We start from the raw sequence: 23,903 nt of genomic DNA on the forward strand, positions 1-23,903 counted from the left end.
TTTAGTGTTCGCTTTCCTTTTCCTTAAAAAAATTCTTTGATCCTTATGAACCCCAAAAGAAAGATATTTTTTATTAACGTGATTATCTCTCTCTACTCACTGTTTAACAGGCAAAGAAACAAGTCGGTTTTGACCAAAAATATTGAATTCAAACGAATTGCTATCTACTCTACAACAGCATTAGGTGATCTGTTATTTAACACACCTGCTATTAAGGCAATAAAAAAACGGTTTCCCCAAGGAAAAGTGTTTTTTGTCACCAGTCAGAAAAATATTACTCTGGTTAAGGGAAGTACCTGGTTCTACCAAGTAGAAGTATGGGACAATAAAATAAAAAATATACACAAAATTTTGAAAAAATTATGGGTATTTAAACCAGAAATAACCTTTATTCTGCATGCAAATATTTATTATGACGTACTATGTGCAAAGATATCCGGCTCTACCTATATCGTACGCGATAATTTTGCTAATTCTCCAACAAGCCTTAACCGTTGGTTAGATCATTATTCAAAATCTGAAAATACACATATTATTCATCGTAAATTAAGGATGATAGAGTATCTAGGATGTGACACGACTGATATCCGAATGGAATTTCCCATTAATATTGCTATACCACCGAAACCCACTAATAAATGTCTTATTGGTTTTCAAATGGGTGCATCTAAGCCAGAGCGCTGTTGGCCAGTCCAATGTTTTATAGAGTTGGCTACGTTAATTTTAGCTGCGGATAAAAATACCGATATAATACTAACCGGTACTCAAAAGGATATAAAGTTAGAACAAGATTTTCTTAAAGTTCTGCCGGAAGAGTTGAAAAAAAAAGTTATTTCTCTTGTTGGCAAAACCAGCCTAGTTCAATTGATACAGCAGATTGGCACATTTACGTTACTAATTACTGGTGACACTGGTCCTCTACAAATTGCTATTACAGTGCAAACTCCGACAATCAGCTTATATATAGGAGCTAATCCGCGTCACACTGGTCCTTACCAGGATCTACATCTACATAAGACCATCTGTATTGAAACACAGGAAGATGACGATAAATCCCTTCCACTGTGGAAGATAAGTGCTGAATCAGTGTTCGCACAGATGCAGCTGCTACTGCAGCGCTAAATCAATCAATACTTGTGATACTCTACATCATAGATGTAATACAAGCTGTACGTGTGAAAAAGGATGTCCTAAATAATTTTAATAACACCTTAAAATCTCTGGACGAACTAACATTAAAATCCCCTGTAAAAAATAAAAGAAAAACAAGATATATACATCTCATCAACACTCTGGTATACGTATCTCAATTGACAGTTTCTCTTTCATTCAATATTGAAGCATTCAATATTGAAGCTTGTATAATATATTTCCTTAAATAAGCATTTATCAGACCTTAAGAAAATTTTCTGTCGTAATCAGGATGCAATAAAAAGCGGATAATCACTACACATATAGCATTCGTAGATAAATTGAATGTGTATTTTTTTACATAAAATCACAATTCTAATTGTGCGAAATTACTTAACTCAATCATATGCAAATAGTTTTTATTTCGTCCTTTCCACTGAATTCTCCTTGATAAGCAAAATACTTCAAATGGATAAGGTGAAGTTCGTATGAAAAATTAGCAATAAAAACAGTATCAACCAAATCTTATTTTCTATAAGATCAGTCGCTATTAGAACAAAATAGCGATACAGAATTTGTACTGTAAATAAAATATAATATATTTTTTGTATTGTTCTAAAACACATTAGAATACAACACTAAAAAAGTTGATGAATGTCAACTATAAATTTAAGGTATTTCATAAACACCTTAAGAACTTGCTGTTCCTCCAGAAACACACACCAACAAATAAAAAATTATCATCTTTGCCATGAGAAATAAACATCGATCTTAAAATAGTAATTTAATTCTTGAAAGAAAAGCACTTTTTACTTTTTATTTGTAATATACATTAAGTATCATTTAATAATATTTTTTTAAAAATTTCACTCCCCAGAGCACTATTCGGAGACAAGTTATAAACCACAACATTTTCCTTCTGCATTATCCTACTAGAATGTAAAAAAGAGGGCTTAATCAGAGATTGAAAACTCGACTCTAGCGAATTTTGCATAATATCTGTTTCATTTTCATAAAAACGCGGTGCAGAAAAATTAGTCATATCAACTCCAGCAATGAAGATAGTTCTTGCGCCTAGATAATAGGCGATTTGTAAAGCCCAGTAAGAAACTGTAGCCGCATCAATTACTCCTTGCCGAATATCTTGGCAAAAACCGATATTATTATTTCCTGGAGCAAGACTCATGCCAGAAAGCAAGTGACTTTTTTTAGCATAATTGGCAAGTGTAACGTGAGCTTGAAATACCTTATATCTGATATCTTCTACAATGGTAATACGACATTTTATAGTGTCGCATCCCATTGTAATGAAAATATCATTAAGACAATGAATAGTAATAAAGAGTATCAAATTTTGATCTTGAATGATTCGGTGAACAACTTCATGCCTATATTTTACAAAATCTCGATCAATAATAACGTAATAATAAAACTTAATACTATCGCATAAATAATAAGCACCATTGACGCCCAGCGCTTTAAAATGCGCTAGCTTCTTAAGATCAAGAATCTTCACCGACGGCCCAGTCGCAATAATTACGAGGGAATCTTGATGGCTAGCGTGTAATGCCGAAAGATCTTCTAAAACGATCTTTCGCCCTTTCCAGTCTAATGAATTGATGTGTCCTTCCGGTGCGCGTCCTATTCTGACGTGCGGCCATAAGTTTTCATTGTGCCGATAAGAGCGTGGATGCGTGTAACGATAAATTTGTTTCCAGATTGATCGCATTTAAAGTAGCTCTTTGAGTTTCGCTAAAACCTCGTTGGCGCCTATTGCAGCCATATTCCCTTTGTTAGCTTTTATGATGTGTTGATTTTGCCCGTAACTACCAATTAATTTTGGATCTGTTGGCCCATAAAGCGTGATATTTGGGCGATCTAGTGCCGCTGCTAGATGGCTTAACCCAGTATCTACTGACACTACTGCTTTTGCGCCTCCCAGAACGTATGCAACTTCTTTCAACGTCAATTGCGGGAGTATTTCCACATAATCAAAACCTTCTGCTATCCAATGTACGCGCTGATACTCATGCTCAGAACTCCAAAGTAATTTAATGCAGACTTTAGTGGGCTGCAATAGACTAATAAGTTCTCGCCAGTAACTAGCCGGCCAGTGTTTATTATCTCGCGTCGTAGCGTGGAGAAATACTAAATAAGGGGCAGAGTCATGCGGGATGTTTTGTAGAAAATGCGCAGCGATAGCATAATTGCCTTTCATCGGTGACTTTTCATAACCGAGACTCTTAGCACATAGCTCTCGTTGGCGTTCTACGGCATGTTGCTGTTTGTTAATTTCATGACATTTATCATACCACCAGCTAGCGAAAGGCTCGCACGCGCTGCTGCTGTCCTGACCGTGCTTAACTCCTCTAGCTAGACGCGTAACTAGCGCAGCGCTTTTAACTAATCCTTGAGTATCAATTACCGCATCATATTGACGTGACTGTAAATTACATTTAAAACGTACGCGTTCTTCATGCTGCTTACTGCCAAACCAGTGCTTACGCCAGCGGCGAATTGCTACAGGCAACACCTTATCTACCCCTGGATGCCAGGAAGGAATTTGGACAAAATTTTCCTCCACTACCCAGTCAAAACGAATACCTGGGATTGCCTGCATGGCGTCGGTTAAGGCTGGTAAAGTATTAATAATATCGCCCATCGACGACATTTTAATAATCAAAACATGCATTAGGATAGTAACTCGCTCAGTTCTTGATAAACGCGCTGGGGCTGGATATCGATTAGACTCTGATGATATCCCCCTTCAACAGCACCTGTACGCATTTTTTGGTAACCGGAAATCAGGCGAATTATTCGTACTTGCCTGGAAAGCGGAGGCGTAAACTCGGGACTACTCGGCCCGTATAGAGCTACCAGAGGACGATTAAGCGCAGCAGCAATATGCATGAGACCGGAATCATTGCTAACTATACCGTAACAGTGTGCGATTAGGATAACTACCTGTTCAAGCTGTGTCGCACCAGCTAAGTTACGACAATATGAGCAATCCTCTTTCGGCAGCGCTGCAATAATATCATTGCCTAAATGCCAATCTTTCGTTGAACCCAATAACACTACTTGCTTGCCCTCAGCTATCAGGTAGTGTGCCAACATTGCATAATGATAGTATGGCCACTGCTTTGCAGTTCCAAACTCTGCGCCGGGACAAAAACCAATAAGCTGCCGCTTTACTGAAAGATGAAACTGGAAGGCAATTTTTATTTTCTCATGCTCTTCTACTTGAATTTGTGGCCAGAGCAGTGGCTGAGGTAATTGTCTTGCTGAGGCTACTGGAATATCGTAACCTAGTGCGACATAGCGCTCCACCATCAAGGGAAAGGCGGTTTTATCTAGCATACGTATGTCATTAAGCAGGCCATAACGCATCTCGCCGCACCATCCAATACGGCGTTTAATCCCTGCAAACAAAGGTACCAACGCGGACTTAAAGGAGTTTGGTAGCACATAGGCGCGGTCATAACCGCTAACTCGCAATGCTTTCCCAAGTCGGTATCTTTCGCCGATCGCGAGCGCACCATGACCTATATGCATCGTTATCGCTTGGTTGATTTCTTGCATGCGAGAAAGCAACGAACAGCACCACGCGGGAGCTATTACGTCAATGATAGCATCCGGATATTGAGATTTAAGGGTGCGGTAGAGACTATGCGACATTACCATATCACCAATCCATGATGGGCCAATAACTAGAATTTTCATCTTCGGTAAGCGCTTCCTTCCCTTATGTATTGCAGTTCAGCCAAGACATATATTCAGTTACTCCCTGAGCCACTTTTTTGAAGGGTTTATCATAACCAGTCGCACGTAGGCGCGTTAGGTTGGCCTGGGTATAAGTCTGATAGCGGCCTTTTAGTTTAAAAGGTAAAGGTATATATTTAATCTGTCCTTTCTGGTGAAACTTCAGTACTGTATCTGCGACCTCTTGAAATGATTCAGCATGACCAGTGCCACAATTATAGATACCGAAAATATTATTTTCCCAACACCACATATTCACCGCTACAACGTCGTCAACATGAACAAAGTCGCGTTTGAAACTATCGCTCCCTTCAAACAGTTCTGGATACTCACCATTGTTAATTTGTGTGTTAAGATGAAACGCTACGCTTGCCATGCTGCCTTTGTGTCCTTCACGTGGGCCGTAAACATTGAAGTAGCGAAAACCACATACCGGCGATTTCGCTAATGGCAGGAGCTGACGTACGTAGTGATCAAATAGCATTTTGGAGTAACCATATATGTTCAAAGGTTGTTCATATTTGCGTTTTTCAATAAAATGGCCACTGTTTCCTCCATAGATGGCAGCCGAAGAAGCATATAGAAAAGGAATTTCGCGATCTAAACAATAGTGCATCAGGTTCTTAGAGTAATGATAGTTGTTATCCATCATGTACTTTCCATCCCACTCGGTAGTAACAGTGCAGGCCCCTTCGTGGAATACTGCCTCAATCGAATTAAAATTTTTACCTGCGGCTATATAGGTGAAGAAAAACTCTTTATCCATGTAATCACTGATACTCAGATCAGCCAGATTGATGCACTTAGTACCATTTTTTAAGTTGTCAACTACCAAAATATCGCTCATACTGCGCTCATTAAGTTTTTTGACGATATTACTACCAATCATTCCTGCGCCACCGGTTACAATAATCATATGCTGTGTTTTGACTTTGATGTGAAACGGGCGTCTTCACGCGTTAATAACTCTCATAATAACACTATCATACACCTTGTGCACAAGGTCAGCGGATCAATGCAACACGAGGTGCTTATATAACTAACTGATGCGTACTATGCTGTTAAATGAATTATGATAAAATAACAAGAATATATAACACATATTATAAACAACGAATTAGAAAATAAACTGGCTTGCGGATGATTTCATCCGCTGGTAACGGAGGGCTATTTTGGCGCAGTACACACGAACATGAGAAATGTGATGAACTTTATCATATACTATTACAAGCAAGTATATTTCACCTAAGACAATATGTCCGCTGTAAAACATTTTTCCTTCTAATTATGTGGTTAAGCGTATGTTTATCAGCACATGCTAATAAAGTTGAAGTGCTAATGTGGGCATTCACTATGATAATAAATTATGCTTTGCACTACGTATCTAATTAGCATGACGCGCCCCTTGAGTATAGTAACGCACGAGAAGAATCTCTGTTCTGTAATGGAACAGCTCGGTATGGGCAACGCAAGGTCGGCTGAGAGCGATGTCTGGCATAGTGCGCATAGTTCGTTACTGGAAGAGTAACAGAGCACGCGGATATATTTGATTATTGGATACTCTACAAACTTCAATGAGAATTTTATTAGAATCAGGTTGATTTTTAAGTAACTATGTAGTATCACCATGCAGGATCGTAAGATGCTTAAAATCTGTTAAAAATAGCAGCTTTTCTGCCTATGACTTTTAAATAACTTTTGATAAAAAGCAATCTAGTTATTTAGGTAAGAAGAAGGTAGGAATGAGTAAACCAGGATCTGCATTACATCTCAATTCAAAAATAGAAAGTAAAGCGCGCTGCAGCGTCACCGTAGTTTGCGAAAGCAACAAGATAAAAAAGTATCAAGCAAATTTGGGATCTTTTTTTCTTTTTTACTATGGCCTTCATAACTTTCTGATATTAGAGATAGATAGCACTTACAGGCTACCGATGTATCGAAATTTGAGAAATCAATTTGCGTTAAATCAGGTGGATGTTGGTAAATTTCTAGTATAGTCCTTGATAAGGAAGCAACATTAAGATCTGCTAGGCCTCGTGCCAGTTCTCCCTGTAATAAGGTAACCGGACCTCCGGGACATCTCGTGCTAACTACCGGTGTGCCACACAGCATTGATTCAATCAGCACATTACCAAAGCCCTCACTATCCGAACTTAACACCAGTAAGCTAGCACACGCCATCCAAGCATAGGGGTTATCGGAGAACCCCTGAAAGATAACACGTTGTTCAATACCCAACTCTCTAGCTTGAGCGCGCAACGCCTCCGTCTTTTCTTTGCTTCCTTTGCCCAACAATACCAACGGTATGGTAAGATTTGTAAGTGCATATGCTTGAAGCAGACGGTCATGACGTTTTATTTCGTGAAAACGACCAACATGCAAAATAAACTTTTTGGCAGGAATAGTAATAGACTCCTGCGCCTGCTTCTTGATGGCAGCAATATCAAATGGATTAGAGATCACCGCTTTACCGCGTAGAATGACGTTAAATACTGACTGTAAATCTTCCAATACATAAGCAGAGACACCAATAACATTACGCTGCTGGTAAATTCGCTGAATTTTTCTCTTCTTCAGCCAGCGTAACAGGACGCTACCATGCCCCAAATAAGAATCAGATAAAACACCGTGTAAGCAGAACCAAGTTTTGCTCGCTTTTAACGCGGTGCTTCGTCTGACAATACGGTCTGTTTTATGCAAATGCGAAACAATAAGATCAAACTCACCTCCCTGGCGCTCTGCTTCCTGTATCACCTTATTTAAAAGACTTGCCCGTCGTCGTAGTTCCGTTAGCTTGCGCCAGGGTTTATGACAACAATCTTTAATTACATGGTAATCTACTCCTTCAGGCAACGTATATTCACAAATATTTTGCAGTGAAAAAAGGGAAACGCGCTGCTTGGCAGCAAGAAAACCCGCCACCAGGGTTATTACAACTTTCTCGGCACCTCCACCTGGAAGCCCATCTATTACCATTAAGATACGTTTTGACAAAGTATTTTCTTATTTACTCAGAATAATGGACAATCATGAACTCCTATATAACCTATACTAGGTGTTCTATTATCACATTGAAATGTTACCAGTCTATAAATTAGACCATAACTATAGTTCTCCTTTTTAAAATATTTGGTAGGACATTATGACAAAACCATCATTCCTTATCACTATTGATACTGAGGGTGATAACCTCTGGCATAGTTATCGCACCATTACCACTTGCAACACCGCGTTTATCCCGCGGTTTCAGTCTCTTTGTGAACGTTTTAGCCTGAAGCCAACTTGACTGACTAACTATGAAATGGCAATGGATCCAGCGTACGTCGAATTTGCAAGTGACGTTGTCGTCCGTAATCAAGGTGAAGTAGGCATGCATTTACATGCCTGGAACAGTCCACCGCAGACGCCATTAACAGACGACGACTGGCGTTGGCAGCCTTACTTAATTGAATACCCTGACGATGTGCTATACGCCAAAGTCGCCTTTATGACTAACCTTCTGGAAGAAATCTTTTGTATCAAAATGCGTAGCCATCGTTCAGGTCGCTGGGCTTTTGATGAACGCTACGCTAAGGCGCTAATTAAACTTGGTTATCTAGTTGACTGCTCTGTTACACCGCGCGTCAACTGGCGTTTTGATCGAGGTACACCGCAAGGAGGAAGTGGCACTGACTATACTCATTTCCCACGTCACGCCTATTTTATAGATCCCAACAATATAGCTTGTCCGGGAGATTCTCCTCTACTGGAAGTACCGATGACCATCCAGTATAAATATTCATCTTTAGTGAATAAGTTTAAGCAAGTTATCTATAAGGTGCAAGGTAAGCAACGCAGCCCAGCGGTCTACTGGCTGCGTCCTTCCGGTGGTAACTTGGAGAGCATGAAACATGTAATTGAACAATCATTGCTGGAAGGCCATGATTATGTTGAGTTCATGTTACATTCATCAGAATTTATGCCTAACGGTAGTCCAACATTTAAAAATGAGCGAGATATTGAACACCTATATGATGACCTTGAAGTGCTATTCAAATGGGTAAGCATGCGTTTCCAGGGACACACGTTAACGGAGTATTACACTAAATTTACTCAAAATTCTCTCTGAGCTTTCCGGCTAAAAAACAAGAGATATCCCCTGATAACTACACAAAATGTATGTATATTATTGAAATATAATAATTTATCAAATAAACATCTTTTAGTGTAATTGACGTTAAAAGGGGAAAGTCATTAAAAAATTTTTCAGGATAAAATGTACTTGTGTAAAATACAAGGTGAGATATTCTAAGTCTTCATTCAATTACTGCTGGTAAGATATCGTAACTTAGTTGGAAATAGTGATTGTTGATAACGCCTCTAATATGGATAAGGAAAGATAGTGTTGTGTCGAGCTTGGCACCAAAGAGATCATTATATCAATGCTCTGTAGTTTTAGGCGGACAAGCACTATCGTGAGAAATAAACGTTAGGACAGATTTAATCTACGAGGAGTTTAACCTATAATTTTCATTATTAGAAATGACAAGTCATTGTGTATGGTAAAATCGACTCAGGTAAATATTACCCCACACAATATTTTTGTAATTAAGCTACGACATCACGGTGATATGATACTCACTACGCCGGTAATCAACTCGCTACACGAACGTTATCCCAATGCCAGTATTGATGTACTACTCTATAAAGAGACAAGGCCAATTCTAGAAGCACATCCAGCAATTCGCTGTCTTCACGTAATCGATCGTACATGGAAACAAGAAGGGCACTGGCGCAAACTACGCTACGAATATGCCCTACTTGCCTCTGTTCGTGCTAGCTGTTATGATGTGGTGGTTAATCTTGCTGATCAGTGGCGCAGCGCGCTGATCACCCTATTTAGTGGCGCGTCACTGCGTATTGGATTTGCTTTTGATAAACGTAAAAGCATCTTCTGGCGACTCTGCCATAACTATTTAGTGCCAACTGACAATCATCGACATCTACACACAGTTGAGCAGAACATGACAGCTTTGGCACCGTTTGGTATCTCGCCTAACGTCGCGCGTCCCTCAATGCATTTCAGCGAAACCGATGCACAAAAGGTCGATATACTGCTATTGAAACAGCGCGTTACGTCAAATTTTATCATATTTCATCCCACAGCGCGTTGGGAGTTTAAATGCTGGGAAGATGAGAAAGTTGCTACTACTATCGATCAGCTGGCACACACGGGACGCAAGGTAATCTTGACTTCTGCGCCTGAAAGATACGAGCTGGAAATGATTGCCCGTATTCAATCGCTATGCACCACACCAAACCTGATATCACTAGCAGGCCAGCTTTCGCTGCCACAGTTGGCAGCATTAATAATTCGTGCACGGCTCTTTATCGGTGTTGATTCTGCGCCGATGCATATGAGTGCCGCACTTGGTATACCCTGCATCGCGCTGCTTGGTCCAACTAAACTCCAATTTTGGCGCCCCTGGGGAGGAGAGGACAATCGTGTTATTTGGGCTGGCGATTATGGTCCTTTGCCCGATCCTGATAGTATTGACACCAACACTCGCCAGCGTTATCTCAGTGCTATTCCTGTTAAAGATGTAGTAGAGATTGCAAAGAAAGTCTTAAATGACTAAATTAAGGGTGGCAATTATCCGACAAAAATACCGATCTGACGGTGGTGCTGAGCGCTTTATCGAGCATATGCTGAAAGCGCTCAGCACCGCACAATTAGATCTCAACATCATTACGCGCAGTTGGCAGAGTACCGCCGATTATAATTGGCATGTGCATATCTGTAATCCACCTAATCTAGGCCGCCTTTCGCGTGAACGTGGCTTTGCTCGTGCTGCACGTGACTACTGGAAAAAAGAGAGATTTGATATCGTTCAAAGCCATGAACGCATTATGGGATGTGATATTTTTCGTGCAGGTGATGGCGTACATTACGTTTGGCTAGAACAACGTGCGAGAATCGCTTCGCCGTGGCAGCGTCTGAGAGATACGCTCAGCCCCTATCATCACTATATACTGCAAGCAGAAAAAGAAATGTTCAATGATTCGTCTCTGCGAGCGGTAATCTGCAATTCAGAGATGGTCAAACGTGATATCTTACGCTGTTTTTCACTAAGTGCAGGTAAAATTCACGTCATTTATAACACGATTGATACCCAACTTTTCCGACCTGCAAGCGACGCAAACCGTTATGCGATGCGCCAGCGGCTACAATTACCAGACAGTGCCACTGTGCTAATTTATGTCGGTTCAGGCTTTAAGAGAAAAGGATTACAAGCAGCAATCCAAGCTCTAGCACCTAGCAACCGTTATTTAATTATCGTTGGTCAAGATAAAAAGGTAGCGTATTATCAGCAATTAGCAAATCAGCTGAACTGTCTAAATCGCCTACGCTTTGTTGGCGTTCATCAAGATGTACAACCATTCTACCACGCCGCAGATGCGCTATTACTGCCAACGCTTTATGACCCCTTTCCCAATACAGTTCTAGAAGCAATGGCCTGCGGCTTACCAGTTATTACAAGCACCGGCTGCGGTGGTGCTGAATTTATTACAGATGGTCAGGAAGGATTTATCTGCGATGCTTTAGATATTAATACACTAAATCATGCTATCATGGCGATACCTGCACTTTCTGCCAATTCGAGTTTAGGGAAAGCAGCAAGATGCAAAATCGAGCCCTACGTGCCTCAACGTCTGGCCCAATCGCTCACCTCACTTTATCAGGAGATCATACTACATCGCTGACAAAGCGATGAGAGCACTTCTGATGGCATAGACCGGCTTATTATCAGTTCTTTTGTCGAAAAGATAAACTATGACAACCCTCTATACCGTTTTGCTCTATCTTATTCAACCACTCATCTGGATACGTCTCTGGTTACGCGGCCGTAAGGCTCCAGCTTACCGTAAGCGTTGGGCAGAACGCTATGGCTACTGTATTGGAAAAGTAGAACCGGACCGTATAGTGCTGCATTCAGTATCTGTTGGCGAAACACTAGCAGCAATCCCGCTAGTCCGAGCGCTACGCTACCGTTATCCAACTCTACCAATTACCGTGACCACCATGACTCCAACTGGATCGGAGCGTGCTCAATCAGCATTTGGCAAAGATGTACACCATGTTTATCTGCCTTATGATCTGCCTGGCGCCATCAATCGTTTCCTTGACACCGTAAATCCGCGCCTAGTAATCATTATAGAAACCGAGCTATGGCCCAATATTATTCGCATCCTTCACCAACGCCAAATTCCTCTAGTAATCGCTAATGCACGTCTATCAGAACACTCTGTTAAAGGCTATCGCAAGCTAGGCAAATTTATAAGCGATCTATTACAACGAATTACCCTAATAGCCGCGCAGAATGCAGAAGATGGGGACCGCTTCCTATCTTTAGGACTGAAACGGTCACAGCTAGCCGTGACCGGCAGTTTGAAGTTCGATATCTCCGTGACACCTGAACTGGCCTCTAGAGCAGTAACTCTACGCCGTCAGTGGGCACCACGCCGTTTGGTATGGATTGCTACAAGTACCCATGAAGGCGAAGAGGCAATAGTTCTAGATGTGCATCACCGTCTTCTAAAAAGCTTTCCAAATCTGCTCCTCATTCTAGTACCCCGCCATCCAGAAAGATTCAGAGCTGCACGAGACCTGACTCAGCAACATAACTTCAGTTTTATCCTGCGTAGCAGCGGTGAAATTCCCTCTCATTCAACGCAAGTCATCATCGGCGACACCATGGGGGAGCTGATGCTGCTTTATGGTATTGCCGATCTCGCTTTTGTTGGCGGTAGTCTAGTTAAGCGTGGGGGACACAATCCCTTAGAACCTGCTGCACACGCTATTCCAGTGCTAATGGGTCCGTACACATCAAATTTTAAAGATATTTGCGGAAAGTTGCAGGAGGCTCAAGCATTGATTACTGTTACCGATGTCGTTTCATTGGAAAAAGAAGTTGCCAATCTTCTACAAGATGCTGATTACCGCCTTTACTATGGCCGTCATGCGGTTGAAGTACTTTATCAAAATCAGGGAGCGCTACAGAGTCTTTTACAGTTACTCGAACCTCATTTACCACTACGGGCCCATTAATGACAAATCGCCAGCGTCTTTCTGTGGTAATGATTGCTAAAAATGAAGAGACATTACTACCAGCTTGTCTCGACTCGGTTAGTTGGGCAGATGAAATCATCATGCTAAATACAGTTAGTAGCGATAATACCGTCGATATAGCTCTACAGGCTGGAGCACAGGTATTTCATACTGATGTATGGGAAGGCTTCGGTAAACAACGCCAGCAGGCACAACGCTACTCCAGCGGCGATATGATTTTGATGATTGATTCAGACGAACGTGTTACACCGCAGCTACGAGCTAGCATTGAGGCAATCTTAAGACAGCCACCTTCTGAGACCATCGCCTATAGTATGAACCGTAGAAATTTTTTTCTTGGCTATTTAATGCGTCATAGCGGCTGGTATCCGGATCGCGTGATACGTCTCTATCCTAGGGTACTAGGCTATAACGATAACTTAGTACATGAATCATTGGAGACTCAAGGTGTGTCTATAGTGAGGCTAAAAGGCGATCTGCAACATTTACCATGTAACGATCTGATGCTTTTTCAACAAAAGCAGTTATCTTATGCAGCTGCCTGGGCGAGGGAGCGCTATCAACGTGGTAAGCACTGTAGCCTATTCTCTGTGTTTTCCCATATGATGGGTGCATTTATAAAAACTTTTCTGTTACGTGCAGGTTTTCTCGACGGTAAACGAGGTTGGATTTTAGCTATGGTTAATGCACAATATACTTTTAACAAATATTCTGCTCTGTGGGCGCTAAATCATGTAGTGGACAGAGATGCTTTATGAGCACTAAAGCGATTTATCCGGGAACTTTCGATCCTATTACGCTTGGACACCTCAATATCGTGACTCGTGCCGCTCAGATATTTGAGAAAATAGTTTTAGCTATCGCCGCCAATCCGAGCAAAAAAACAATGTTTTCTTTAGAAGAACGTGTTAAATTGGCTAATCAGGCGGTGAAGTATCTACCGAACGTTGATGTGATAGGATTTAGCGATTTAATAGCGAATTTCGCTTGCTCACATCAAGCCAACATTTTAGTACGTGGCGTTCGTACGTACTCCGATTTCGAATATGAAATGCAACTGGCGCACATTAACCGCCATCTTTTACCGACGTTGGAGATCGTGTTTATGATACCAGCAGAAGAGCTTTCGTTTGTGTCTTCTTCTCTAGTGAAAGAGATAGCGTCTCATGGCGGAGATGTCAGTGCATTTCTTTCAGAATCGGTACATCGAGCTTTATTGGAGAAGCTAGAGTCTTATTAATGCTGACAATTAGGGCACCAGAAGGTACTACGCTGACCGTGTTTGCTGTGTATAATTTTCGTACCACAGGAGTAACAAGGATCATCAGCCCGCCTGTAAACCTGTAACTCTTGTGCAAAAAATCCAGGTTTACCATTACTCTGTAAAAAGTCGCGTAGAGTTGTGCCACCTTTTTCTATTGAACGTATCAATAAAGCTTTAATGGTAGCAACCAATAATTGCGATTCCTCTTCACTTAAACTCCCCGTCGGACGATAGGGAAGGATCCCTGCAATAAATAGAGATTCACTAGCGTAGATATTACCAATGCCAACTACCACTTTGTTGTCCATCAGAAACTTTTTAACCACGATGAGCTTATGACGCGATTTTTCATAAAAATAGTCCCAGTTGAAATCATTGCTAAGAGGCTCAGGCCCCAGATGTGCCAATACTTTGCTACTTGCAAGATTAGTGCTCCATAGCCAAGCACCAAAACGGCGCGGATCGGTATAGCGTAGCAACTTATCGTTACTAATAACCAAATCAATGTGATCATGTTTCGCGGCAGGCTGTTCTTTTGGTAGGATGCGCAAACTACCTGACATGCCAAGATGGATAATAATCCAGCCGTAAAGTAGCTCTAGCAACAAATATTTGGCACGGCGCTGTACACTCAGCACTGGCTGATTACTAATCTTGTAGATCTCCTGTGAGACAGACCAGCGTAAACATGAGTTACGCACTATAGCATAAAGTATGGTTTCCCCTACTAGATGGGGTTGAATTCCGCGTCTAGTAGTTTCAACCTCAGGTAATTCTGGCATATTATCTCCTTAAACAGCAGTAAAAAAGAGAAACCCGACCAAAGTCGGGTTTCTCTCAAACCGTTAACATTATTTCATTTTTACTTCTTTGTAGATCACGTGCTTACGTATAACTGGATCGAATTTTTTTAGTTCTAGCTTTTCAAGTTTAGTACGTTTATTCTTTGTGCTAGTATAAAAGTGACCTGTACCAGCAGAAGAAACCAGCTTAATCTTATCACGAGCACCTTTAGCCATGATTTAAGTTCCTTAGTACTTTTTACCACGAGCAAAGATTTCGGTCAGCACCATATCAATGCCCTTTTTATCGATAACGCGCATACCCTTAGCAGATACACGTAGAGTGATGAAGCGTTTTTCGCTCTCAATCCAGAAACGGTGTGAGTGCAAATTTGGGAGGAAGCGGCGTTTCGTCGCATTCATTGCGTGTGAACGATTGTTACCGGCTACTGGACGTTTTCCCGTTACTTGGCAAACTCGTGACATATCTACTCCCTAAAAATTAAATCCCTCGGACGTTAAAAGATAAATCTTAGATGGATTATCATCTACTTGCCAGCCAAACAGATACTATTTAAACTTATTAAAGTCTGAAAATCTCAGAAAAGGCGTAGTATACACTACTGAGTGCAAATGCTCAAGCCCCAATATAGAGATATCAAAAATAACGTAAAAAACCCTTACCATGCCCCTGACATGGATAGCTTTTAAAACCTTTTACATTCCAAAAGAGAGATATACCAACTGTACTGTAACTAATATCCAAAGCATCAAACAATGGACATCTATCTACCAGATCCGATATACGGGCCTCATCATATGTGGCCTAACCATTATAGTGCATAAAGATCGATAGTAATTTAACGTTCGAGCGGCACCGTCATGTCTAATAACCGCAATTTCTCCTCAGTGTCATACATTGAAGATGTTTTTTATTATATTTAGTTAAATAATATATATTTAATCAGAATTTTTTCTGATGGACTCACACAATAACGCACAAACGCAGGTAGTGAAGAGATATCAAACTATTTTTATGATACAGTTTATCGCGTTTGAAATGGCACTATCACAATGAGGCCAACAGCGTTATGGGATTAATCGGAAAAAAAATTCTGCTTGGTATAAGTGGTAGCATCGCAGCTTATAAAACACCAGAGATTGTACGCCGCCTACGTGAACACGGCGCAGAAGTCCGTGTGATGATGACACATGCCGCTAAAACCTTTATCATGCCGCTAATTCTACAGGCTGTTTCCGGTTATCCAGTATTTGAAGACTTACTGGATCCTGCCTCTGAACAAGCAATGAGTCATATTGAACTAGGAAAATGGGCGGATTTAGTGATATTGGCACCTGCTTCAGCGGACCTGATCGCACGTCTTAACGCTGGTATAGCTAATGATCTAGTGACAACATCTTGTCTTTCTACCACTGCTCCCATTGCTGTGGTGCTAGCAATGAACCAGCAGATGTATAGAGCATCCGTAACCCAACATAATTTACAGCAGCTGAGGGCTCGCGGCATGCTTATTTGGGGACCCGGTAGTGGTAGCCAAGTGTGCGGAGACGTAGGCCCAGGTCGAATGCTCGATCCACTGACGATTGTTGATTATACGCTACAGTGGGCGTCTCTTGTAAACGACCTACAAAATATTAAGATTATGGTTACTGCTGGTCCGACACATGAGGCTCTTGACCCAGTGCGTTATATTAGCAACCACAGCTCTGGTAAGATGGGTTTTGCTATTGCCACTGCAGCAGCAAAACGTGGTGCTAAAGTAACGCTGGTAACTGGTCCGGTGAACCTACCTACACCGCACGGAGTGAAACGAATTGACATCACTTCTGCAATAGAGATGGAAGCTGTCGTAATGGCTGCAGTCACTAAACAACAGATTTTTATTGGCAGTGCTGCTGTGGCAGATTACCGGGCAGCAACTGTTGCTAAAGAAAAAATAAAAAAGACCAGCGAAGATGATGTTATCACGCTGCAACTGGTGAAAAATCCGGATATCCTAGAGGGCGTTGCGTCGCTAAAGCAAAACCGGCCTTATGTGATTGGATTTGCCTCTGAAACGCGGAATGTGGAAGAATACGCACAACAAAAACTAGTGCGCAAAAATCTGGACTTGATCTGCGCTAACAATGTGGCAAAAGCTGGACAGGGATTTAACAGCAATACCAATGCACTTCACCTTTTTTGGCAGGAAGGGGAAAAATACTTACCGCTTGGAGATAAGACGCTCCTTAGCCAACATTTATTGGACGAGATTATCCGCCTTTATGATGAAAAAAATCGATGTAAAAATTCTTGATGCACGCGTGGGCGCAGCTTTTCCCCTTCCCAGCTATGCGACCTCCGGTTCTGCCGGACTCGATCTACGAGCCTGCCTAGACAACGCAATGGAAATCACACCAGGTATGACCACTTTGGTACCTACCGGACTCGCTATACATATTGGTGATCCCAACCTTGCGGCAGTTATCCTACCGCGCTCTGGACTAGGACATAAACATGGTATCGTACTAGGGAATTTAGTGGGTTTAATTGATTCTGACTACCAAGGCCAGCTCCTAGTATCGGTCTGGAACCGTAGTCAACAGAGTTTTACGCTACATCCAGGTGATCGCCTGGCTCAGCTAATCTTCATTTTGATTGTTCAAACGCAATTTAATGTGGTGGAAGATTTTGATGTCAGTGCACGTGGTGAAGGCGGTTTCGGTCATTCAGGACGTCAATAATTCCGTTTTAAGTATTATCTTTTAAAATACAGGAAAAGAACCACAACTTCATATCTTATAATTTTCATGGCTGATGATATTCTAATTACTTCATCTGGAGTATTTAAATGTAAGGAGGATTATCCCATGTTTAAGTAGGAATTACAGTAATCTATTTTAGCGCATTGTGAAGTACAGTCCTTCAGGATAATTCGCGTTAGCGAGGGGAGAAGAATGAGTAGGATGCAGTATACAGAAAGTTATGAAAGGTTTGGATATGCACGAAACGTCACAAGGGAGGCAATTATTAGCTTTCCTCTATAAACCAAACAGTCACTTCCCTCTACCTAAACAACAGGGGAATAGCCGGATTTAAATACCAAATTCTTTCTGATAGGCGCGCACTTTGTCCAAGAGGTAAGCCATTTCTGTCTTCTCTTCTAGATAACTAATTAAATCCTTCAGAGTGATAAGGGCGGTTACTTGACATTTATATTCTCGTTCGATTTCCTGAATTGCTGAGATATTGCCGTTACTGCGCTCCTGGCGGTCAAGCGAAATCAACACTCCCACTAACGTAACATTATTGGAGTTAATGATTTTCATAGATTCCCGGATCGCCTTTCCTGATGTAATAACGTCATCCACTAGCATTACACGACCAGTTAGCGCACTTCCCACCAGCAAGCCACCATCGCCGTAATTTTTCTCTTCTTTGCGGTTGAAGCAGTAATGCACGTTTCGGTCATGATAATCGGCTAAGGCTATCGCAGTTGTAGTAGCAATCGGAATGCCTTTATATGCCATGCCAAATAGAATATTAAAATTAATATCACTATCCACTAGAGCCTGTGCATAAAAACGTCCTAATAGCGCCAGATCTCTGCCGCTGTTGAACATACCAGTATTGAAAAAATAAGGGCTTTTACGCCCAGATTTAAGTATAAACTCACCGAAATTCAACACATGTTTACTTAAGGCAAATTCAATAAACTGACGCTGCCAAATTTTCATCTTTTATAATCCTTTATTACGAAAAACATCTCTTTAGACACCGCCTATTAAATTAATTTTTCAATGCTGCGTGTTGCACCTGAATCAGTTTTTCAATGCCGCCACGTGCCAGCTTGAGTAGTACAATGAGTTCCTCATGGCTGAAAGGCTCACCTTCAGCAGTACCTTGAATTTCAATCATTTTGCCATCTTCGAGCATCACTACATTCATGTCTATTTCAGCGGCGGAATCTTCCACATAATCCAGATCACAGAGCGCTTTGCCCTCGACGATGCCAACAGAGATTGCCGCTACCATGCCTTTCATGGGATTGGATTTTAGCTTACCATCCGCTACCAGCTTGTTCAGAGAATCAGCAAGCGCCACGCATGCTCCAGTAATAGAGGCGGTACGAGTACCGCCGTCAGCCTGAATTACATCGCAATCAAGCGTGATAGTATATTCCCCCAGCTCTTTGAGATTGACAGCCGCACGCAACGAGCGTGCAATCAAACGCTGAATCTCCAACGTGCGCCCACCTTGTTTACCTTTGGCAGCTTCACGCGCAACACGGCTATGTGTAGAACGAGGTAGCATGCCATATTCGGCTGTGACCCATCCTCGTGCATGACCTTTTAGGAAACGTGGCACACCTTCTTCTACTGTAGCGGTACATAGTACCTTAGTTTCACCGAATTCTACTAGTACAGAACCTTCGGCATGTTTTGTATAATTTCTAGTAAGGGTGACGGAGCGCATCTGCTGTGCACTTCGGCTTGATGTACGCATGGTCATCTCCGACTGAAATGAATTATTTGTATAATATATAGATTTCTATGTTTTTCCGTTTTGTTGATAGGGTTACGCAACGGCATGAGGATTTCCGAACTATTTATGGATACATTTGTCTTCTCCATTACTACTATATCCTAATTCTGCAATTTAATTATTGTAAAAATTATCTCCTTCGATCCGTTAGTAGCCAAACCAGTATCTGCGCCTTAATAGAATTTTTTGATATTATGCATATTTTTTAGTATGATGAAATATTAGTAGCATTCTGCTTTTACTCATTCTACTAAAAGGCACTCTACTGTAAAAATCAAACAGTATGAAAAAAGATTAAATCTAATCAATACTATTATTATACTGGATGCCACCAGCTAGAGAGATGTATTATCTATTAAGGCATACTGGTAACATCGAAACTGAAGTGTAGAATGGATAAGGGAGATTAATCTAAATAAGTTGCATGGAGAATAAATATATTTTGAGATTTTCGCTAAAAAAACATTCAAGTGTTCTTAAATATGACGATAATTATCCTATAATACTGAATGGTAATTACAACCGCTACCGTTCTGTTTAACTCCCCTATTTCAATAAATATTTTTCAGTACTTTAGAGTAGAGGGGTTCAGTTCGTGAGAGAGAATAAGATTTTTTATCCAATGGTGACTAAAGATTAAAAACATTCAAAATAATGCCATAAGGTTAAGGCAGTTGGTTGAGGCAGTAGCGTTTGCTAGACAATTCTGTAGCTAAAAGCTCAGACACCAGTTCGCCCTATGAACTGGTGCTGAACGAAGCACTTTTCCGAATTATTGTCTCTACTCAACCGAGTAAAAACAGAGTCTTTATACGCAAAGAGCAGTTAAGCGTTATATTTTTAGTTTATCCGTTCGTTAGAAGGGTTACATTCTGCAATAATAGATTTTTTAAACTCCAATTCATCAAAGATTTGCACAGTGCGCTATGTAATCAATACTGCACTACGGGACGTAGTTAAGCTATGTATCGTACACATGAAGTCGATTGTGCTCTTTACTCAATTCAAGAAGATCAATGGATCAAGGAATACTTTTTATAGTTTCCGCCCCCAGCGGGGCGGGTAAATCCAGCCTGATTCAGGCTCTATTAAGGACACCACAACCTTTGTTCAATGCACATGTGTCTATTTCTCACACAACTCGCGGAATTCGTCCCGGTGAAGTCAATGGCGAACACTATTACTTTATCTCTAAAACTGCATTTGAAGCGATGATCTTGAAGGATGCCTTCCTTGAGTACGCAAAAGTATTTGATAATTACTACGGCACATCGCGTAAAGCAATTGAACAATTTCTCCTAGCAGGAATAGATGTTTTTCTTGACATCGATTGGCAGGGCGCTCAGCAGATCCGTGAAAAAATGCCCGATGTAAGTAGTATTTTCGTGTTGCCACCGTCGCAGGACGAGCTCGACCGTCGTCTACGCACTCGTAGTCAGGATAGCGAAAAAATAATTTTCCATCGTATGGCTCAGGCTGCTTCTGAGATACGACACTTCTCTGAATATGATTATCTTATTATCAATGATGATTTCAATCGGGCTCTCTCCGATCTGAACACTATTATTCATGCTGAACACCTGCGTATGGGGCACCAAAAATCGCGTCATGATGCTTTAATTAGTAAATTGTTGGCAGTATGAATACACTTTCAGTATTATGCCCAATTGTTTTCCTCTATCTATATCTATGGAGTAAGCACAACCCTATGGCGCGCGTAACCGTTCAAAAAGCAGTAGAAAAAATCGGTAATCGTTTTGACTTAGTTTTAGTCGCTGCACGTCGTGCACGTCAAATGCAGATAGGAGGTAAAGATCCGTTAGTTCTAGAAAAGAATGATAAATCGACTGTTATTGCCCTCCGTGAAATTGAAAAAGGGCTGATTACCAATCAGATTATGGATATAAATGTTCGTCAAGATCATAAAGAACAGGAAACCGCTGAATTAAGAGCTGTTACCTAAATTGCTGAAAGCCGTTGTTAATAGTCGCATGCAGGTCCACCTTGTATCTGTTTAAAAGTTTTAATCAGCTGATTGAAAAATACCTTCCGGAGGAAAAAATCAAACACCTCCAGCAAGCGTACCTTGTCGCACGTGATGCTCACGAGGGTCAGATACGTTCCAGTGGTGAACCTTATATTACCCATCCGGTCGCCGTTGCCTGTATACTTGCAGAGATGAAACTTGACTATGAAACTCTGATGGCTGCACTGCTGCATGATGTAATTGAAGATACGCCGGCAACTTATCAGGATATGGAACAACTATTCGGTAAAAGCGTGGCAAAACTGGTAGAAGGTGTCTCTAAACTTGATAAGTTGACCTTTAGCAACAAAAAGGAGGCGCAGGCAGAAAATTTTCGTAAGATGATTATGGCGATGGTACAAGATATCCGTGTCATTATCATTAAGCTGGCCGACCGTACGCACAATATGCGAACTCTTGGCTCGCTGCGTCCAACCAAGAGGCGACGCATCGCGCTAGAAACTTTAGAAATTTATAGTAGGCTAGCGCATCGCCTGGGTATTCATCACCTAAAAATAGAGCTAGAAGAACTAGGTTTTGAAGCTCTTTACCCTAATCGCTACCGTGTTATTAAAGAGGTAGTAAAAGCGGCACACGGCAATCGCAAGGAGATGATTCAAAACATTCTATCGGAAATTGATAGAAGACTGCAGGAAGCATGCATCTCATGTCGCGTCGGAGGCCGGGAAAAGCATATTTACTCCATCTACCAAAAAATGACTTTAAAAGAGCAACGTTTTCATTCTATCATGGATATCTATGCTTTCCGTGTGATAGTAAAGGATGTAGACACTTGCTATCGCGTTCTTGGCCAAATGCATAGCCTGTTTAAACCTCGTCCAGGACGTATAAAAGATTATATCGCTATACCCAAGGCGAATGGCTATCAATCGTTGCATACTTCGATGATAGGTCCGCACGGCGTTCCTATAGAGGTGCAGATTCGTACTGAAGATATGGATCAAATGGCGGAAATGGGGATTACTGCACACTGGGCATACAAACAGCTTGGTGAAAGTAGTACTACCGCACAAATTCGCGCCCAGCGCTGGTTAAGAAGCCTGATAGATCTACAGCAGAGCGCGGGTAGTTGCTTTGAATTCATTGAAAGTGTAAAATCTGATCTTTTCCCTGACGAAATTTATGTATTTACACCCGAAGGTCACATTGTAGAACTGCCGGTAGGTGCTACACCGATAGATTTTGCCTATGCGGTACATACCAATATCGGCCATACCTGCGTCGGCGCGCAAGTAGATCGTCAGCCTTATCCTCTGTCGCAGCCGCTCACTAGCGGCCAGACAGTGGGGATTATCACTGCCCCTGGTGCACGTCCTAATGCCTCCTGGCTTAACTTTGTTGTTAGCTCCAAAGCGCGCGCTAAGATTCGTCAACTACTGAAAAACCTCAAGCGCGAAGACTCTGTGAATTTAGGACGTTGTTTGCTTAGCCATGCACTCGGCGGCAGCCGTGAACTAGCAGAGATTACGCCAAATAATATCAAGCAAGAACTAGATCGTATGAAGCTCTCATCGCTAGACGAACTACTAGAGGAAATTGGTCTAGGCAATACCATGGGAATAGTAGTGGCGAAAAACCTGTTGCAATCGACCAATGCGCTGATACCGAGCGACAGCAAATGCGGAAAACTACCCATTAAAGGAGCGTATGGCATCCTAATCACCTTCGCCAAATGTTGCCATCCCATTCCAGGTGATCCAATTATGGCACACATCAGCCCTGGCAAAGGTTTATTGGTTCATCGTGAACCCTGCCTTAATATTCACGGCTACCAGAAGGAACCTGAAAAATTTCTATTAGTGGAATGGGATAAGCTTACCGATCAAGAATTTGTGACTAAAATTAAAGTCGACATGTTTAATCATCAAGGTGTGATAGCAAACCTAACGGCAGTTATCAATACTACTGGCTCCAATATTCAAAGCTTAAACACAGAAGAACTGGATAGCCGTGTTTATAGCGTGTTTATAAGTCTGACTGCATACGATCGAGTCCATTTAGCCAATATTATACGCAAAATACGCGTAATGCCTGACGTGATTAAAGTTCACCGTGACCGTAATTAGCTTATTGTATAAACCTTTAGCATTTTACTTGTATCGGGGTAACGTAAGCGCTGTTTAAACAAATGACATTATAGTCAAATCAGCTGTTCTGCGCCGAAAGTAACATTTGTGTGAAGGTAAAAATTAATCGAAACTTTGCTAGAGTAGGAAATTTTTGCTACATTGGTTGCACACTATCCCGACCTGTATTACAGT

22 protein-coding genes and 1 pseudogene are annotated in these 23,903 nt (G+C 41.4%); 13 read left to right on the forward strand and 10 right to left on the reverse strand.

Going from position 1 to position 23,903, the window contains the following annotated elements:
* Positions 1 to 129: 129 nt before the first annotated feature.
* A complete protein-coding gene (locus FD729_RS04555; protein ID WP_159932098.1) occupies positions 130 to 1,122 on the forward strand; it encodes a glycosyltransferase family 9 protein in 993 nt (330 codons plus the stop codon).
* An 841-nt stretch (positions 1,123 to 1,963) separates the two neighbouring features.
* Here FD729_RS04555 and FD729_RS04560 read toward each other — a convergent pair.
* Genes FD729_RS04560 through rfaD form a run of 4 tightly spaced genes read right to left on the reverse strand, consistent with a single transcriptional unit; the run spans position 1,964 to position 5,809 of the window.
* The gene (locus FD729_RS04560; protein WP_159932099.1) at positions 1,964 to 2,860 is read right to left on the reverse strand and encodes a sugar glycosyltransferase; all 897 of its coding nucleotides are present in this window, start codon (positions 2,858 to 2,860) and stop codon (positions 1,964 to 1,966) included.
* Positions 2,861 to 3,823 (reverse strand): lipopolysaccharide heptosyltransferase RfaC, encoded by a 963-nt coding sequence (gene rfaC / locus FD729_RS04565; protein WP_159932100.1) that lies wholly within the window; start codon positions 3,821 to 3,823, stop codon positions 2,861 to 2,863.
* Positions 3,823 to 4,854, reverse strand: coding sequence for an ADP-heptose--LPS heptosyltransferase RfaF (gene rfaF / locus FD729_RS04570; protein ID WP_159932101.1), 1,032 nt, complete (start codon positions 4,852 to 4,854; stop codon positions 3,823 to 3,825). Before rfaF ends, rfaC begins: the two co-directional genes overlap by 1 nt.
* A gap of 22 nt (positions 4,855 to 4,876) precedes the next feature.
* Positions 4,877 to 5,809: an ADP-glyceromanno-heptose 6-epimerase gene (gene rfaD / locus FD729_RS04575; protein WP_159932102.1), complete on the reverse strand. Its 933-nt coding sequence runs from the start codon at positions 5,807 to 5,809 to the stop codon at positions 4,877 to 4,879.
* Between the two features lie 477 nt (positions 5,810 to 6,286).
* Between rfaD and FD729_RS05355 the strand changes: the two genes are divergently transcribed.
* Positions 6,287 to 6,421, forward strand: a complete 135-nt coding sequence (locus FD729_RS05355) for a hypothetical protein (protein WP_255456225.1) — start codon at positions 6,287 to 6,289, stop codon at positions 6,419 to 6,421.
* A 278-nt stretch (positions 6,422 to 6,699) separates the two neighbouring features.
* Here FD729_RS05355 and FD729_RS04580 read toward each other — a convergent pair whose 3' ends face one another.
* Positions 6,700 to 7,869, reverse strand: coding sequence for a glycosyltransferase (locus tag FD729_RS04580; RefSeq protein WP_159932130.1), 1,170 nt, complete (start codon positions 7,867 to 7,869; stop codon positions 6,700 to 6,702).
* Positions 7,870 to 8,035: 166 nt separating this feature from the next.
* Between FD729_RS04580 and FD729_RS04585 the strand changes: the two are divergent.
* The 6 genes and pseudogenes from FD729_RS04585 (at position 8,036) to coaD (ending at position 14,243) form a co-directional block, all read left to right on the forward strand.
* A pseudogene (locus FD729_RS04585) lies at positions 8,036 to 9,001 on the forward strand (deacetylase).
* Positions 9,002 to 9,431: 430 nt separating this feature from the next.
* Positions 9,432 to 10,511: a putative lipopolysaccharide heptosyltransferase III gene (rfaQ, locus tag FD729_RS04590; RefSeq protein WP_159932103.1), complete on the forward strand. Its 1,080-nt coding sequence runs from the start codon at positions 9,432 to 9,434 to the stop codon at positions 10,509 to 10,511.
* Positions 10,504 to 11,637 carry a glycosyltransferase family 4 protein gene (locus tag FD729_RS04595; protein ID WP_159932104.1) on the forward strand — a complete coding sequence of 378 codons (1,134 nt, stop codon included), beginning with the start codon at positions 10,504 to 10,506 and terminating at the stop codon, positions 11,635 to 11,637. The genes rfaQ and FD729_RS04595 overlap by 8 nt, the downstream gene beginning before the upstream one ends.
* Positions 11,638 to 11,707: 70 nt before the next feature.
* Positions 11,708 to 12,982, forward strand: coding sequence for a lipid IV(A) 3-deoxy-D-manno-octulosonic acid transferase (gene waaA / locus FD729_RS04600; protein WP_159932105.1), 1,275 nt, complete (start codon positions 11,708 to 11,710; stop codon positions 12,980 to 12,982).
* Positions 12,982 to 13,761, forward strand: a complete 780-nt coding sequence (locus tag FD729_RS04605) for a glycosyltransferase family 2 protein (RefSeq protein ID WP_159932106.1) — start codon at positions 12,982 to 12,984, stop codon at positions 13,759 to 13,761. The genes waaA and FD729_RS04605 overlap by 1 nt, the downstream gene beginning before the upstream one ends.
* On the forward strand, positions 13,758 to 14,243 hold the full coding sequence (gene coaD / locus FD729_RS04610) for a pantetheine-phosphate adenylyltransferase (protein WP_159932107.1): 486 nt from the start codon (positions 13,758 to 13,760) through the stop codon (positions 14,241 to 14,243). Before FD729_RS04605 ends, coaD begins: the two co-directional genes overlap by 4 nt.
* On the opposite strand, the gene mutM is transcribed toward coaD, so the two are convergent.
* The 3 genes from mutM to rpmB all read right to left on the reverse strand — a co-directional run bounded on the left by mutM (position 14,240) and on the right by rpmB (position 15,535).
* Positions 14,240 to 15,049: a bifunctional DNA-formamidopyrimidine glycosylase/DNA-(apurinic or apyrimidinic site) lyase gene (gene mutM / locus FD729_RS04615; protein WP_159932108.1), complete on the reverse strand. Its 810-nt coding sequence runs from the start codon at positions 15,047 to 15,049 to the stop codon at positions 14,240 to 14,242. The two genes, coaD and mutM, sit on opposite strands and share 4 nt — an antisense overlap.
* A 69-nt stretch (positions 15,050 to 15,118) precedes the next feature.
* Positions 15,119 to 15,286 (reverse strand): 50S ribosomal protein L33, encoded by a 168-nt coding sequence (rpmG, locus tag FD729_RS04620; RefSeq protein WP_159932109.1) that lies wholly within the window; start codon positions 15,284 to 15,286, stop codon positions 15,119 to 15,121.
* A 12-nt stretch (positions 15,287 to 15,298) separates the two neighbouring features.
* Complete coding sequence (gene rpmB, locus FD729_RS04625) at positions 15,299 to 15,535, reverse strand: 50S ribosomal protein L28 (protein ID WP_159932110.1); 237 nt, start codon at positions 15,533 to 15,535, stop codon at positions 15,299 to 15,301.
* Between the two features lie 605 nt (positions 15,536 to 16,140).
* Between rpmB and coaBC the strand changes: the two genes are divergently transcribed.
* Together coaBC and dut are read left to right on the forward strand one after the other, a co-directional pair.
* The gene (gene coaBC, locus FD729_RS04630; RefSeq protein ID WP_159932111.1) at positions 16,141 to 17,367 is read left to right on the forward strand and encodes a bifunctional phosphopantothenoylcysteine decarboxylase/phosphopantothenate--cysteine ligase CoaBC; all 1,227 of its coding nucleotides are present in this window, start codon (positions 16,141 to 16,143) and stop codon (positions 17,365 to 17,367) included.
* Positions 17,336 to 17,794, forward strand: coding sequence for a dUTP diphosphatase (gene dut, locus FD729_RS04635; RefSeq protein WP_159932112.1), 459 nt, complete (start codon positions 17,336 to 17,338; stop codon positions 17,792 to 17,794). Before coaBC ends, dut begins: the two co-directional genes overlap by 32 nt.
* A gap of 351 nt (positions 17,795 to 18,145) precedes the next feature.
* On the opposite strand, the gene pyrE is transcribed toward dut, so the two are convergent.
* Positions 18,146 to 18,787: an orotate phosphoribosyltransferase gene (gene pyrE / locus FD729_RS04640; protein ID WP_159932113.1), complete on the reverse strand. Its 642-nt coding sequence runs from the start codon at positions 18,785 to 18,787 to the stop codon at positions 18,146 to 18,148.
* A 52-nt stretch (positions 18,788 to 18,839) separates the two neighbouring features.
* Entirely contained in the window at positions 18,840 to 19,556 is a 717-nt protein-coding gene (rph, locus tag FD729_RS04645) for a ribonuclease PH (protein WP_159932114.1), read from the reverse strand.
* Positions 19,557 to 20,611: 1,055 nt separating this feature from the next.
* Between rph and gmk the strand changes: the two genes are divergently transcribed.
* From gmk to spoT, 3 genes are all read left to right on the forward strand, one after another.
* On the forward strand, positions 20,612 to 21,238 hold the full coding sequence (gmk, locus tag FD729_RS04650) for a guanylate kinase (RefSeq protein WP_159932115.1): 627 nt from the start codon (positions 20,612 to 20,614) through the stop codon (positions 21,236 to 21,238).
* A gap of 65 nt (positions 21,239 to 21,303) precedes the next feature.
* Entirely contained in the window at positions 21,304 to 21,558 is a 255-nt protein-coding gene (gene rpoZ / locus FD729_RS04655; RefSeq protein WP_159932116.1) for a DNA-directed RNA polymerase subunit omega, read from the forward strand.
* A 41-nt stretch (positions 21,559 to 21,599) separates the two neighbouring features.
* Entirely contained in the window at positions 21,600 to 23,708 is a 2,109-nt protein-coding gene (gene spoT, locus FD729_RS04660) for a bifunctional GTP diphosphokinase/guanosine-3',5'-bis pyrophosphate 3'-pyrophosphohydrolase (protein ID WP_159932117.1), read from the forward strand.
* Positions 23,709 to 23,903: the final 195 nt, after the last annotated feature.

This window comes from Pantoea sp. Nvir, from assembly GCF_009829915.1.
Lineage (GTDB): Bacteria > Pseudomonadota > Gammaproteobacteria > Enterobacterales > Enterobacteriaceae > Pantoea.